The sequence below is a fragment of the Pseudomaricurvus sp. HS19 genome, assembly GCF_009857815.1.
Classification (GTDB): Bacteria; Pseudomonadota; Gammaproteobacteria; order Pseudomonadales; family Cellvibrionaceae; genus Pseudomaricurvus.
The window spans coordinates 14,493-29,021 of sequence record NZ_WVVW01000011.1; the positions used below are offsets into that span (position 1 = coordinate 14,493).

At 59.9% G+C, this 14,529-nt stretch carries 12 protein-coding genes; 5 read left to right on the plus strand and 7 right to left on the minus strand.

Annotated elements, in window-relative coordinates; translation table 11 throughout:
• Window positions 1-108 precede the first annotated feature (108 nt).
• Window positions 109-999, plus strand: a complete 891-nt coding sequence (locus GSF27_RS14250; RefSeq protein ID WP_160970289.1) for a radical SAM protein — start codon at window positions 109-111, stop codon at window positions 997-999.
• 12 nt (window positions 1,000-1,011) lie between these two features.
• On the opposite strand, the gene GSF27_RS14255 is transcribed toward GSF27_RS14250, so the two are convergent.
• Complete coding sequence (locus GSF27_RS14255) at window positions 1,012-1,431, minus strand: STAS/SEC14 domain-containing protein (RefSeq protein ID WP_160970291.1); 420 nt, start codon at window positions 1,429-1,431, stop codon at window positions 1,012-1,014.
• Window positions 1,432-1,601: 170 nt separating this feature from the next.
• On the opposite strand from GSF27_RS14255, the gene GSF27_RS14260 reads away from it, so the two are divergent.
• Entirely contained in the window at window positions 1,602-2,003 is a 402-nt protein-coding gene (locus GSF27_RS14260; RefSeq protein ID WP_160970293.1) for a CBS domain-containing protein, read from the plus strand.
• Between the two features lie 74 nt (window positions 2,004-2,077).
• On the opposite strand, the gene GSF27_RS14265 is transcribed toward GSF27_RS14260, so the two are convergent.
• From GSF27_RS14265 to GSF27_RS14275, 3 genes are read right to left on the minus strand one after another with little or no spacing between them, the layout of a single operon-like run.
• Window positions 2,078-2,818 carry a pteridine reductase gene (locus GSF27_RS14265; RefSeq protein WP_160970295.1) on the minus strand — a complete coding sequence of 247 codons (741 nt, stop codon included), beginning with the start codon at window positions 2,816-2,818 and terminating at the stop codon, window positions 2,078-2,080.
• Complete coding sequence (locus GSF27_RS14270) at window positions 2,815-4,053, minus strand: multifunctional CCA addition/repair protein (RefSeq protein WP_160970297.1); 1,239 nt, start codon at window positions 4,051-4,053, stop codon at window positions 2,815-2,817. Before GSF27_RS14270 ends, GSF27_RS14265 begins: the two co-directional genes overlap by 4 nt.
• Before the next feature lie 41 nt (window positions 4,054-4,094).
• Complete coding sequence (locus GSF27_RS14275; RefSeq protein WP_160970299.1) at window positions 4,095-5,354, minus strand: response regulator; 1,260 nt, start codon at window positions 5,352-5,354, stop codon at window positions 4,095-4,097.
• A gap of 348 nt (window positions 5,355-5,702) precedes the next feature.
• Here GSF27_RS14275 and GSF27_RS14280 point away from each other — a divergent pair, with 348 nt between their 5' ends.
• Window positions 5,703-6,269 (plus strand): response regulator, encoded by a 567-nt coding sequence (locus GSF27_RS14280; protein ID WP_160970301.1) that lies wholly within the window; start codon window positions 5,703-5,705, stop codon window positions 6,267-6,269.
• 9 nt (window positions 6,270-6,278) lie between these two features.
• On the opposite strand, the gene GSF27_RS14285 is transcribed toward GSF27_RS14280, so the two are convergent.
• Genes GSF27_RS14285 through GSF27_RS14295 form a run of 3 tightly spaced genes read right to left on the minus strand, consistent with a single transcriptional unit; the run spans window position 6,279 to window position 11,118 of the window.
• Window positions 6,279-7,850: a SpoVR family protein gene (locus tag GSF27_RS14285; RefSeq protein WP_160970303.1), complete on the minus strand. Its 1,572-nt coding sequence runs from the start codon at window positions 7,848-7,850 to the stop codon at window positions 6,279-6,281.
• Between the two features lie 9 nt (window positions 7,851-7,859).
• The gene (locus GSF27_RS14290) at window positions 7,860-9,140 is read right to left on the minus strand and encodes a YeaH/YhbH family protein (protein WP_160970305.1); all 1,281 of its coding nucleotides are present in this window, start codon (window positions 9,138-9,140) and stop codon (window positions 7,860-7,862) included.
• Window positions 9,141-9,195: 55 nt separating this feature from the next.
• Window positions 9,196-11,118: a PrkA family serine protein kinase gene (locus tag GSF27_RS14295; RefSeq protein ID WP_160970315.1), complete on the minus strand. Its 1,923-nt coding sequence runs from the start codon at window positions 11,116-11,118 to the stop codon at window positions 9,196-9,198.
• A 313-nt stretch (window positions 11,119-11,431) separates the two neighbouring features.
• On the opposite strand from GSF27_RS14295, the gene galE reads away from it, so the two are divergent.
• On the plus strand, window positions 11,432-12,472 hold the full coding sequence (gene galE / locus GSF27_RS14300; protein WP_160970317.1) for a UDP-glucose 4-epimerase GalE: 1,041 nt from the start codon (window positions 11,432-11,434) through the stop codon (window positions 12,470-12,472).
• Between the two features lie 428 nt (window positions 12,473-12,900).
• A complete protein-coding gene (gene rimO, locus GSF27_RS14305; protein WP_160970319.1) occupies window positions 12,901-14,256 on the plus strand; it encodes a 30S ribosomal protein S12 methylthiotransferase RimO in 1,356 nt (451 codons plus the stop codon).
• Window positions 14,257-14,529: the final 273 nt, after the last annotated feature.

The window sequence follows — 14,529 nt, forward strand, 5'->3', positions numbered from 1 at the left end:
TGGTGTGCAGACAGGCCAAGTGTACGGCCTGTGGCAGGAGAGGCAAAAGCCGATTTTGCAGGCGCGGGTTATAATGGCCCCAACACCCGTTAGCCCAGGCCTGCTGTTATGTACCCACTCGACTACATTGATCCTGTTTTTCGTCCCCCCAGTGAAGCCCGCTCCCTGATTCTGCAGGTCACCAACGGCTGCTCCTGGAACCGCTGCACCTTCTGCGAAATGTACACCGAGCCGCAAAAGCGTTTCAGCCCACAATCCCTGGAGCAGCTGGAACAGCAGGTGGCCGCGCTGGTCCGGGCCGGTTATCCGGTACGGCGGGTATTCCTCGCCGACGGTGATGCCATGACCCTGTCGGTGCGACGGTTGACGGAAATTCTGCAAATGATCCGTCGCTACTACCCGGATGTGCAGCGCGTATCGGCCTACTGCCTGCCGCGCAACCTGAAAAACAAATCGGCTGAGGATCTGCAGCAGCTGCGCGAACTCGGCTTGTCGCTGCTCTATGTGGGTTGCGAAAGTGGCGACGACGAAGTGTTGGCCAGGGTCGAAAAGGGCGAGACTTTTGAGTCTTCACGGCAGGCCCTGGAGAAGATTCACGCCGCCGGTATGCAGAGTTCGGTGATGATCCTCAATGGTCTCGGCGGCACAGAGTTGTCAGAGCAGCACGCCATGGAGTCGGCACGGCTGATGAACGCCACCCAGCCCCACTTCCTGTCGGTGCTGGTGGTGACATTCCCCACCGGTATGGAGCGGCACGCCAGCGGCTTTGAGGGGCGCTTCCGGCCTCTCAGCCAACACCAGTCTGTGCAGGAGTTACAATTGCTGCTGCAGCAGCTGCAGCTGGACAAAACCATATTTCGCAGTGATCACGCCTCCAATTACCTGGTGCTGAAAGGTATCCTGGGACGGGACAAGGCAGCCCTGTTGCAACAGGTGGAGCTGGCGCTGCACCGCCCCGACCTGGTGCCCTTGCGGGAGGAGTGGCAGCGCTCTTTCTGACGCGTTAAGGGATCAGAGCTGGCGGCCGTGACTATGGTCCGGCCACAGGTGGCGTGGCGGCGTAAAGGGGGGCTGGTGCAGCCACAGACGCGCCATTTCCAGTTCCGCTTGCGCGAAGTGGCGCAGGTCGGCGCCACTGAAATGGTCGCCGATCGGGGACATCAGCCGCGCCAGTGAGTGGTCGGTGACGGTGGCCACCTTGCGAATCGATTTGTGGTGGTTGTCGATAAACTCCAGGTGGTGCACCAGATCGGCAAAATCCTCCCAGCCGGGCAGTTCCGGTGAGTACACCAGCAGTCCGGATAGGCTCGGGTAGTGATTGAGGTAGCGGTCGACCGCCTGGTTGATTTCTGCAAAATCCCTCACCCTCAGGGGGGCGTGGGGGTGTAGCTGCAGAATGGCTTCCTCGCCCAGAATTTCAAAATCCAGCATGACCAGAATCTCCTGCACAACGGCCGACACTGCATGGCAGCCGTCTGTTATTAAGCGTAGACTAAAGTCGTCGATTGCGCCGCAATCAACATCGGAGCACAGGCAGGTTGCGGTCGGTAACTTGTCAGGGAACAGTCCCGGCGGTGTCCGGGCCAATTGGGGAAATGTCTATGGATTCCATTAAAGTTGCCGATTGTATGAGTCGTCAGTACGTCTCTTTTTCGCCCAGTACCCCTGTGGTGGAAGCGGCGATGGAGTTACTCAAGAATGAATTGCTGGGCGGGCCGGTGATCGACAGCGCCGGCAAGCTGGTGGGCTGGATTTCCGAGCAGGATTGCATCAGTGTGGTGAGCCAGGTGATGTACTACTCTGACCGCGTCGCCACGGTAGACGATGTGATGAGTCGTGAACTGAGCACCGTGGACCCGGATCGCAACGCCATGGACGTGGCGGAAGATATGAAAAAAATGAAGCGCAAACTGTTTCCAGTCGTTGAAGGCGCCAAAGTGGTGGGGGTGGTATCGCGCCGCCATATCCTGCGCGCAATGCTCAAACAGGTGACCGGCAAGTAGCAGTTTGCCGCACCTTGCATCAGTGTGCGCCGCTGCCGTACCGGTGAGGTACGGCTGGCGTCACAGCCAGGACCTCAGGTCACACTGCGGCCACCATCCACCGCCACAATCTGCCCGCTGATGTAGTCGTTCTGCATCAGCATCTCTACGGCCTGGGCAATGTTTTCAGCGCTGCCCAGCTCTCCCAGCGGTACCCGTGACAGGGTGAGCGCCTTGCCCTCGTCATCCAGCTCTGCGGCCGCTTCCGGCCAGATAATCGCTCCCGGCGCCACGCCGTTAACCCGTACCTCCGGTGCCAGCTCCAGCGCCAGGGATTTCACCAGCATCACATTGGCGGCCTTGGCCATGCAGTAGACCGTGTGCTGCGGGCGCGGGATCTCTGCCTGGATGTCGGTGATATTGATGATGACACCGCGGCGCTGGCGCAGCTCGGTGGCCAGCGCCTGACTGAGGAAAAACGGCGCCCGGGCGTTGCTCGCCATCAGGGTGTCCCAGTCGTTGCCGGTGGCGGTGCCGATCGGGGTGGGGTAGTAGGCCGAGGCATTGTTGATCAGGGCATCAATGCGGCCAAAGCAGGCCAGTGCATCGCTGGCCAGGACTTGTACGGCATCGTCGTCGCACAGGTCGGCCTGCACCACGGCAGCGCTCTGTGGGCGCAAGCTGTTCAATTGCGCTGCCAGCTGATTGGCGTCGGCGGTGGAGTGATGGCAGTGAATGACAATGCCGTAGCCACTGCCGTGCAGGCGTTCGGCAATGGCGGCGCCAATACGGCGTGCCGCACCAGTGATCAGGGCAACGGGTGCCTGGTAACTCATGGGGTGGAATCCTTGTAGCGAAGTTTCAGTTCCTGCAGCTGTTGCAGGCGTTGCTGCTGCAACGCCTTGCCCAGCGCGGCGCCCTCATAGCCTTGTGCCATCAGTGCCTGCGGTTGTACCTGTGCCACGCAGTCACAGGCGGCCTGCAGGTAAGCCGCCTGCGGGTAGGGCGTCTCTTCCAGTCCGGTGCGGCCGCGGGCATCGGCGGTGCAGGCGAGCAGGAACTGTTGCAGCTTTTGCGGCCGGCGCAGAACATCCAGTCGTTGCAGCAGCTGCAGCACGGTGGCGGGTTTGAGTTCAAAAGCGCGGTGGCAATTGGTGTGGTCGCGGGCCACGGCGATGGCCAGCTCGCGATGCCGTTTGGGGATCGCCAGCCGTTCGCATACCTGCTCTACCAGCGGCAGGGAGCGCGCTTCATGGGCGATATGGCGTGGCAGTTCGTCCGCCGGGGTCAGGGCCTTGCCCAGGTCGTGCAACAGTGCCGCCAGCAATACCTCACTGTCGTCGCTGAGGCGGCGGGCGGCGGTGAGGGAGAGCAGGGCATGCAGGCCGCAGTCGATCTCCGGGTGGTGTTGTGGTGGCTGTGGTACGCCAAACAGGGCTTCCAGTTCCGGTAGTATCACCGCCAGCGCGCCGCACTCCCGCAGGGTGAGGAAAAACACGTCCGGCGACGCCTCCCGCAGAGCCCGTTCCATCTCTTTCCACACCCGTTCCGCCACCAGGTGGGCCACCTCGCCGGCGGCCACCATGCTGCGCATCAGCGCCATGGTCTCTGGGGCGACCCGAAACCCCAGGTGGTGGTAACGGGCAGCGAAGCGGGCCACCCGCAGCACCCTCACAGGATCCTCGCTGAAGGCGTCGCTGACGTGACGCAGCAGTTTTTGCTGCAGGTCGTCGCGTCCACCGTAGGGATCGATCAGGGTGCCATCGGGCTCTTCCGCCATGGCATTGATGGTGAGGTCGCGACGGCGCAGGTCCTCTTCCAGGGTGATGTCGCTGTCGGTGTGGAAGACAAAGCCGCCGTAGCCGGGCGCTGTTTTGCGCTCCGTGCGGGCGAGGGCGTACTCCTCCCCGGTCTGAGGGTGCAGGAATACGGGAAAGTCCTTGCCGACCGGGCGAAAGCCCGCTTCCAGCATTTGCTCCGGGGAAGCACCCACCACCACCCAGTCACGCTCGGTGAAGGGGTAGCCCAGCAGTTTGTCGCGGACCGCGCCGCCAACCAGATAGTAGTTCATGGCGGCATTATACACGGCGGACGGTAGCTCGCCCGCGGCCTTCAGCGGGGCTGGTGTTGTGGCAGGGTGACGGTAAAGCGGGTGCCTTCACCGGGGGTGCTGGCCACCTCAATGGTGCCGTGGTGATTCTGGATAATGCCGTAGATAACGGAGAGGCCCAGGCCGGTCCCGACGCCCACCCCCTTGGTGGTAAAAAACGGGTCGAAGATGCGGCCGCGGGTGGTGTCATCCATGCCCTGGCCGTTGTCGGCGATGCAGATCTCTACAGCTTCCGCTTCCGCCAGGGCGCGCATGCGGATGTCGATACGACCAAAGCCCTCAATGGCCTGGGCGGCGTTGACCAGCAGGTTGGTGAAGACCTGGTAAATCTGCGGGGTGATGCACTCAATGGCGGGCAGGTCGTCCGCAACCTGCTGGTGCACCTCAGCCTTGTACTTGATCTCGCTGTTGATGATGTTGAGGACACCGCTGAGGCAACTGGTGAGGTCCAGTGTCTCCCAGCCCTGCTGGGCCGGGTGGGAGAAGACCTTGAGATCACCGACGATCTGTTTCACCCGGCGGGCGCCGGTGACGGAATCCCGGATCAGTGGCGGGATGTCCTCCCGCAGGAAGGCGAGGTTTATGTGGCGTCTTACTTCGGTCAGTTGCTGGCGGATACTGTCATCGGCGATGGCGGTTTCCGAGGCTTCGTACAGCGCCAGCAGGTCAAACAGCTGGTGGCAGTATTCCGACAGGGTCTCCATGTTGGAGAGCATGTAGCCAATGGGGTTGTTGATCTCGTGGGCGATACCCGCCGACAGCAGTCCAAGGGAGGCCATCTTGTCGGTCAGCATCAGCTGTTGCTGGGTCTCCAGCAGGCGGCGGTTGGCGGCCTCCAGTTCGGCGGTACGCTGCTGCACCCGCAATTCCAGGTCCTGTTCCCGCAGGCGCAGGGTCAGGTGGGTGGAAACCCGGGCCAGCAGCTCGTCGCGGTTAAAGGGGGTGGTGACGTAATCCGCGGCCCCCAGCTGCAGTGCCCGGCTGATGGTGGCGGGTTGGTTGTCGGCGGAGACCACGATAATGGCCGGGCGGTTGGCCGGAGGTTGCTGCTGCAGCTCGCTCAATACGTCAAAACCCGATTTGCAGGGCATATTGAGATCCAGCAACAGCAGGTCAAACGGGCGCTGGTGCAGCTGCTGCAGGCAGGCGACGCCGTTGTCGGCCGTGTGCAGGTTGCTGTAGTGGTCCTGCAGGATGAAGGTCAATATCTGACGATTGACGTCGTTATCGTCGACGATCAACAGGGCGGATTCGGAGGTCATAGGCTGCGGCGGCCGCTATCAGGGGCGAAGCGCAACACGCTAGCGGCAAAGCGCCGGGTGCGCAAGCGGACGGGGCAGGCTGTATCAGACGGGCAAAAAAAAGCCCCCGATACAGCTGGGGGCACAAGGGTCTTAGGGTGTTCAGGGGCGGGCGAAAAGCGCCCGGCCCGTAAAACTGACTGGTTACAACTTCACAATGATGGTTAGTTTATGACTAATATGACTAACCTGTCAAACGTGACATGTTGATTAATTTCCATGCTGTCCGCACAGGAAGTTCACAAATGTCAGGATTGTCAGGTAGTATGCTGCTCACGTTTTAGTCGATAGCGAGCTGGTGAGAGAGGCATGACAGAGAAGCGGGTACTGACAACCGGTGAAGCCGCGAAGTACTGCGGGGTCAATTTCCGCACGGTGATCCGCTGGATTGAGCGCGGGCGACTCAACGCCTACAAGCTGCCCGGTCGTGGCGATCACCGTATTACCGAAGAGGATTTCGTCGCCTTCCTGCGCCACAACAACATGCCGGTGCCGGCGGAGCTGGAGGGGGGCAGTCGTAAAATCCTGGTGATTGAGGACCAGCCGGAGATGGCCAGTGCCATTCGCCGGGTGCTGATACGCCAGGGCTACGAGGTGGAAGTGGCGAACGATGGTTTCAGCGCCGGTGCCATGCTCACCCGCCTGCAACCGGCCCTGGTGACCCTGGACCTGAAGATGCCGGGCATGGATGGGTATCAGGTGCTGGAGTACATCCGCAGCCAGGAAGCGTTCGCTGCCACGGCGGTATTGGTGGTTTCTGCGGAAACCAACGCTGGCCTGGAGCGGGCCCTCGGCCTCGGCGCCTCTGCGGTGCTGCCCAAACCTTTTGATAATGAATCACTGATCGCCTGCGTCAGCCGCTTGCTGGGCGGCTGACGGCCAGCGTCAGTTGCGCATCATCGGCATCAGTTGCAGGTCCGGATTGCTGCCACCATCGCCCCGTGGAGGACAGTGGTAGCTGGCAGTGACCTGGTTACCCAGTACCGAGTGCAGGTGCACATCGAATCCCCACAGCCGGTGCAGGTGCTTGAGTACCTCATCGGTGGACTCTGCATCCAGCGGTTTGCGGTTGTACTGCACGTGGTGCAGGGTGAGGGATCGGTCGCCGCGAATATCCACTTTTTGCACCTGGATGTTGGGTTCGCGGTTGCCAAGATTGTATTGTCCCGCCAATGCCTCCCTGACCTTCAGGTAACCGCTGTCATCATGGATGGCGTTAACGTTGATGGTGTCTTCGCGGTCGTCATCGACGATGCAGAAGAGCTTCATATCGCGCATCACCGTCGGTGACAGGTACTGCAGGATAAAACTTTCGTCCTTGAAGTTGCGCATGGCGAACTGCAGTGTCTCCACCCAGTCGCTGCCGGCGATGTCCGGGAACCAGCGGCGATCTTCTTCGGTGGGCTTCTCACAGATGCGGCGGATATCGCTCATCATCTTGAAACCCAGGGTGTAGGGGTTGATGCCGCTGTAGTAGGGGCTGTCGTAGGCGGGCTGGAAAACCACGCTGGAGTGGGACTGCAGGAACTCCATCATAAAGCCCTCGGTCACCAGGCCGCGATCAAACATGGTGTTGAGCAGGGTGTAGTGCCAGAAGGTGGCCCAGCCCTCGTTCATCACCTGCGTCTGCCGTTGCGGGTAGAAGTATTGCGCTATCTTGCGCACGATCCTCACCACCTCACGCTGCCACGGCTCCAGCAGCGGCGCGTTCTTCTCGATAAAGTAGAGCAGGTTCTCCTGCGGCTCGACGGGGAAGCGGAAACCCCTGGCATCGTCTGCATGCCCCGGCTGGGTGGGGATGGTACGCCACAGGTCGTTGACCTGTTTCTGCAGGTACTCTTCCCGCTCCTGCTGGCGGTGGCGCTCCTCTTCGGCGGAGATCGGGTAGGGGCGCTTGTAGCGGTCGACGCCGTAATTCATCAGCGCGTGGCAGGAGTCCAGCACCGCTTCCACCTCGTCAATGCCATAGCGCGATTCGCATTTGGCGATGTAGTTCTTGGCAAACAGCAGGTAGTCAATAATGGAATCGGCATCGGTCCAGGTGCGGAACAGGTAGTTGCCCTTGAAGAATGAGTTGTGACCGTAACAGGCGTGGGCAATAACCAGCGCCTGCATGGTCATGGTGTTCTCCTCCATCAGGTAAGCGATGCAGGGGTTGGAGTTGATGACGATCTCGTAGGCCAGTCCCATCTGGCCGCGCTTGTAGGATTGCTGGATATTGAGAAACTGCTTGCCGTAGGACCAGTGGCTGTAGCCCAGCGGCATGCCCACCGAGGCGTAGGCGTCCATCATCTGCTCGGAGCTGATGATTTCAATCTGGTTGGGGTAGGTGTCCAGTTTGTACTCGGCAGCAATTTTGCCAATGGCCCGGTCGTACTCTTCGACCAGGTCAAACGACCACTCCGAGGATTCGGAGATGGGGTTGCGCTTGAGGTAGGTGTATTCCTGTTCACTCATGGGGATTGCTCACACGACGGATTTTTTCTGGAACAGCTCGCGGAAGACGGGATAGATATCGCCGGCGTCCACAATCTGCTGCATGGCAAATACATCACTGTGGCTCAGGGCCACATCGGAATATTCCTCCCATAGCGCCTGATGCTCGCGCGGTGTGATTTCAATGTAGGAGTAGTACTGCAGCTTGGGCAGCAGGTCATCCACCAGCAATTTGGAGCAGACCGAGGAGTCGTCGTTCCAATTGTCGCCATCGGAGGCCTGGGCGCCGTAAATGTTCCACTCCGATACCGGGTAGCGTTCTTCGAGGATCTCTTTCATCAGCCGCAGGGCGCTGGAGACGATGGTGCCGCCGGTTTCCCGCGAGTAGAAGAACTCCTGCTCGTCCACCTCCTTGGCGCTGGTGTGGTGACGGATAAAGACCACTTCAGTGCGCTCGTAATTGCGCTGCAGGAAGAGGTAGAGAAGGATAAAGAAACGCTTGGCCATGTCCTTGGTGGCCTGGGTCATGGAGCCGGAGACGTCCATGATGCAGAACATCACCGCCTTGGAGCGCGGCTGTGGATCCTTTACATGCAGGTTGTACTTGAGGTCGAAGTCGTCCAGCCAGGGCACGCGATTGATGCGCGCCCGCAGGGTGGTGATCTCCTCCAGCAGGGATTCGATCCGCAGGTGATTGCGCAGTGCCGGATCCAGGTTCTCCTCTTTTTCCAGTTCCGCTTCCAGTTCTTTCAGTTTCTTGCGCTTGCCGCTGGTGAGGGCAATACGGCGGGCGTTGGCGGAGCGCAGTGAACGGACAATGTTGAGACGGCCGGGGTTGCCTTCATTGGCGATACCGGCGCGGCGCATCTTGAACTCTTCGCTGCCGGAGAGCTGGCGTTTGACCAGGTTGGGCAGCTCCAGGTCCTCAAACATAAAGTCGAGAAATTCGTCCTGGGTGATCTGGAACACAAATTCGTCCATGCCTTCGCCCTGATCGCTGGCGCCGGATCCGGAACCGCCGCCTCCGCCACCCCCGGAGGGGCGGGGAATGCGGTCGCCACTGACAAACTCCTTGTTGCCGGGCAAGACTCGGGTGTTGTGGCCTCCCTGGCCATGGTGGAAGGCGGGCTCGCTGATATCCTTGCTGGGGATACTGATCTGCTCACCCTTGTCGATGTCGCGGATAGACCGCTGGTTGACCGCCTCCGCTACGGCCTTCTTGATGTGTTTACGGTAGCGCCGCAGGAACCGTTGCCGGTTAACGGTGCTCTTGTTCTTGCTGTTCAGGCGTCGGTCGATGATGTAGCTCATAGCGTCCTCTTAGTGCCGGAGAGGAGGAACAGTCCCGTGCTGCAATTGCCACTGCTTACTGGGACTTACGTACGCGCAGATACCACTCTGACAGCAGTCGCACCTGTTTCTCTGTGTAGCCGCGTTCAACCATGCGTGCCACAAAGTCCTGATGCTTCTTGCGGTCACTTTCCGATGCCTTGGCGTTGAATGAAATCACCGGCAGCAGGTCTTCCGTGTTGGAGAACATTTTCTTCTCGATCACAGTGCGCAGCTTCTCATAGCTGTTCCACACCGGATTGTTGCCATTGTTGTTGGCCCGCGCCCGCAGTACGAAGTTGACGATCTCGTTGCGGAAATCTTTCGGGTTGCTGATGCCAGCCGGTTTTTCAATTTTCTCCAGCTCTTCGTTGAGTGCGCTGCGATCGAGGATCTCGCCGGTCTCCGGATCGCGGAACTCCTGATCCTGAATCCAGAAGTCGGCGTAGGTGACGTAGCGGTCGAAGATGTTCTGGCCGTACTCGGCATAGGACTCGAGGTAAGCGGTCTGGATCTCCTTGCCGATAAACTCGACGTAACGCGGTGCCAGGTACTCCTTGATGTAGGTGAGGTAGCGCTCCTGGATCTCGGGCTGGTACTGCTCCTGTTCGATCTGCTGTTCCAGTACATAGAGCAGGTGTACCGGGTTGGCAGCGATCTCGGTGGGATCGAAGTTGAACACCTTGGACAAAATCTTGAAGGCAAAGCGGGTAGACAGGCCCGACATACCTTCGTCCACCCCGGCCGCGTCCTTGTACTCCTGCATGGATTTGGCTTTTGGATCCGTGTCTTTCAGGTTCTCGCCGTCGTAGACCCGCATCTTGGAGTAGGGGTTGGAGTTTTCCGGCTCCTTGATGCGCGACAGGATGGAGAACTGGGCCAGCATCTTGAGGGTGTCGGGCGCACAGGGGGAGAAGGCCAGGGAGCTGTTTTCCAGCAGCTTCTGATAGATGCGCACCTCTTCGGAGACACGCAGGCAATAAGGCACCTTGACGATGTAGACACGGTCAATAAAGGCCTCATTGTTTTTGTTGTTCTTGAACGTCTGCCACTCGGATTCGTTGGAGTGAGCGAGGATGATGCCGTCAAAGGGAATCGCGCCCATGCCCTCGGTGCTGTTGTAGTTGCCTTCCTGGGTGGCGGTGAGCAGCGGGTGCAGTACCTTGATCGGTGCCTTGAACATCTCCACGAACTCCATCAGGCCCTGGTTGGAGTGACAGAGACCGCCGGAGTAGGCGTAGGCGTCAGGGTCGTTCTGGGGGAAGTCCTCCAGTTTGCGGATGTCCACCTTACCCACCAGGGAGGAGATGTCCTGGTTGTTCTCGTCGCCGGGCTCGGTCTTGGAGATAGCGATCTGGTCGAGGATGGAGGGGTACATCTTCACCACCCGGAACTGGCTGATGTCGCCCTTGTGTTCGTGCAGGCGTTTGGCCGCCCAGGGGGACATGATGGTTTTGGTGTAGCGACGCGGGATGCCGTAATCCTCTTCCAGGATCTGGCCATCCTCGTCGATATCAAACAGGCCGAGGGGAGATTCAAAAACCGGCGAGCCTTTGATGCAGTAGATGGGTTGTTTTTCCATCAGCGATTTCAGGCGCTCCGCAAGGGAGGATTTACCGCCACCGACGGGGCCCAGCAGGTAGAGAATCTGTTTCTTTTCTTCCAATCCCTGGGCGGCGTGTTTGAAGAACGACACGATTTGTTCGATGCACTCCTCCATGCCGTAAAATTCTTCAAACGCCTTGTAGCGCTTGATGACCTTGTTGGAGAAGATGCGGCTCATGCGGGAGTCCCGCGAGGTGTCCACCAGTTCCGGCTCGCCGATGGCCATCAACATGCGTTCCGCGGCAGAAGCGTAGACACTGGGATCGGTTTTGCACAACTCCAGGTACTCCTGGATACTCATCTCCTCCTGTTGCGTGGCGGCGTAGCGGTCACGATAGTGGTTAAAGATAGTCATGGCTCAATCTCCTCGGTAAAGGGCTGTCCCTTGAGCGTTAGACCCTGGTGGGAAGATGCCTGTTCCACCAGTTGCAGGGGCAGCCACAACAACGTTTCACCCGTCAGTTAAGAAACCCGTTTTTTTCCCCTCTTCCTAAAGCATAGTCCTAAAAAGCAGTACGTCTATGAAACAAAAATTCTGTGTTCCGCGGTTGGAGTCACGCCTGTGTTCTGAGTTAAAGTACGCTCCTCAAACGGATCAGGATGATCCTGCAGTGGGCGCGCTTCACGTCCAGTAAACACCAACTGAAACTTATCGTCACGGACATAAAATGACTAAGCAAGATGCGGGCCCAGTTTTAGTAACCGGCGGCGCCGGATACATCGGCAGCCACACCTGTGTGGAATTGATCAACGCCGGCTTTGAACCCATCGTTGTGGATAACTTCTGCAACAGCAAGCCCCAGGCACTGGCGCGGGTGGAGACCATTACCGGGCGCAAAATCACCCTGGTTGAGGCTGACATCAGTGACCGTGAAGCGATGCGCAAGGTGTTTGCCGAATACCCGATCAAAGCGGTGCTGCATTTCGCCGGACTCAAGGCGGTAGGGGAATCCTGTGAAATTCCGCTGACTTACTATCACAACAATGTCAGTGGCACGGTGGCGTTGTGTGAGGTGATGGCCGCAGCAGGCGTCACCGACCTGATTTTCAGCTCTTCCGCCACAGTCTATGGCGACCCTGCCAGTGTGCCTATCAGCGAGGACTTTCCCACCTCTGCCACCAACCCTTACGGTCGCAGCAAACTGATGGTGGAAGAGATCCTGCGCGACGTCTGTCGCGCTCCGGCCGCGCCCTGGCGGGTCAGCCTGTTGCGCTATTTCAACCCGGTAGGTGCCCATGAAAGCGGTCTCATTGGCGAGGACCCGCAGGGGATTCCCAACAACCTGCTGCCTTATGTGGCACAGGTGGCGGTGGGCAAACTGCCCAGCCTGAATGTGTTTGGCGATGACTACCCGACACCGGATGGCACCGGGGTCAGGGACTACATCCACGTGGTGGACCTGGCTCGCGGGCACGTCAGTGCCCTGCAATACCTGCAGGCCGCCGCTCCCGGTTGCTACACCCACAATCTGGGCACCGGCCAGGGCTACAGCGTGCTGGAGATCGTCAGGGCCTTTGAAGCGGCCAGCGGGCGCAGCATCCCGTTTGTGGTCAAGCCGCGCCGGGCGGGAGACATCGCCGCCTGTTACGCCGCCCCCGGGAAGGCTGCCACGGAGCTGCAATGGCAGGCGGCGTTCGACCTGTCGCGTATGATGGCCGACACCTGGCGCTGGCAGTCCGGTAACCCCAACGGCTACAGCGACAGCTAAAGCGCTCCGGAAACCGCGCCTGCCCCTGTGGATAATTAGTTGGGTGCTGGCGGAGGGGCAGTTGCCTCCCTCACACTGGCGCCGGGGGAGTGGCTGCAGCCGTAGCGGCAGCGAGCAGGGTGAGGCTAAATTATGAGCACTCTGCCTGAAAAAGCATCTCCTCGTGCGCCAATATGGTGATTTAGTGCGTCCATTATGGTGCATTGTGGTCTGTGTGGTGCAAATCCTGATGTAAGCTGCCCTTGTGGCGCATAAAGTTGAGTTTTCAGGGGCAGGGGCTGTTCATTGCGGTGCCTGCCTTTCCTGCCTCCGTGGGTTATTCCCACAGCCAGGGCCGGCCCGCCAGCGTGGTGGTGGTGTCATCGCATGGTGCCCGGCGTTCGATTTCTGTACAATGCCGGCCCTTTTCCCTGCGTCGTGTCCGAGTTATGTCCCAATCCGATCTCCCCGAAAACAGCTCCACCTCCACCCGCAAGGTGGGCTTTGTCAGCCTCGGTTGCCCCAAGGCGCTGGTGGATTCGGAGCGCATCCTCACCAAACTGAAGCTGGACGGTTATGAAGTGGTGCCCAGCTACGACGACGCCGACGTGGTGGTGGTCAACACCTGTGGCTTTATCGACAGCGCCAAGCAGGAATCCATGGACGCCATTGAGGAGGCTATGCGCGAAAACGGCAAGGTGATTGTCACCGGCTGTATGGGCAAGGGCACCGATGCCGAGGCCATCAAGGCCGCCAACCCGGGCGTGCTGAGCGTCAGCGGTCCGGCGGACTACGACAGCGTCATGAACGCGGTGCACAGCTTTATCCCGCCGGAAGCCCAGAATCCCCATCGCCATGAGCTGGTGCCACCGGAGGGGGTCAAGCTCACCCCCGGCCACTACGCCTACCTGAAGATCTCCGAGGGCTGTAACCACCGCTGCACCTTCTGCATTATTCCGGATATGCGTGGCGACCTGGTAAGCCGTCCCCTGCACGATGTGCTGACCGAAGCCCGTCAGCTGGTCGACAGTGGCGTGCAGGAGCTGCTGGTGATCTCCCAGGACACCAGTGCCTATGGCATCGACACCAAATTCAAGCTGGACCTGCAGGAGGGTCTGGAGACCCGCATGCAGGACCTGGCCGTGGCCCTGGGTGAGATGGGCGTGTGGGTGCGCCTGCACTACGTCTACCCCTATCCCCATGTGGACAAGGTGATCCCGCTGATGGCGGAGGGCAAGATCCTGCCCTACCTGGATATCCCCTTCCAGCACGCCAGCCCCAGAGTGCTGGGCCTGATGAAGCGCCCGGCCCACAGCGAGAAGGTGCTGGGCCGCATTAAAAAATGGCGCGAGATCTGCCCGGACCTCACCATCCGCTCAACCTTTATCGTGGGCTTCCCCGGCGAGACGGAAGAGGACTTCCAGATGCTGCTGGATTTCCTCGAAGAGGCGCAGCTGGATCGCGTCGGCTGCTTCAAGTACTCCCCGGTGGAAGGCGCCCGCGCCAACGAGCTGCCGGATCACGTACCCGAGGATATCCAGCAGGAGCGCTGGGAGCGCTTTATGGCCACCCAGCAGCGCATCAGCGAAGCACGCCTGCAGCGCCGCATCGGCCAGACTGTTGAGGTGCTGATTGACGAAGTGGACGAAGAGGGTGCCATTGGCCGCACCTGGGCGGATGCGCCGGAGATCGACGGCGTGGTCTACCTGAACGAGGAGTTTGATGTGCAGGTGGGCGACCGGGTGGCGGTGCTGATTGAGCACGCCGATGAATATGATTTGTGGGGGAGCGTGGTTCGCTCCTGACTGGCCAGGCTATTACAGCAGCTGGTATAGGGTCTTTTGACCTTCAAATTTGTTGCTGGAATATGGCACAGACTTCGGGCCCCTTGCGGAGCGCCGAGCACCGCAGTGTTGGAGGGGGAAGCCGGCCATGGACGGCCGGCTTAGCCTTGTCGGGCCAGGACGGCCCGTCAAGGCGACCCCGGAAGCGCGTGGAGCGCAGGGAACCGGAAAGCGCTTTTTGCTTTCCGGCGCGGAGGTGGGGAAGAGGCTTCTTTTGGTTACTTTTCTTCGCCT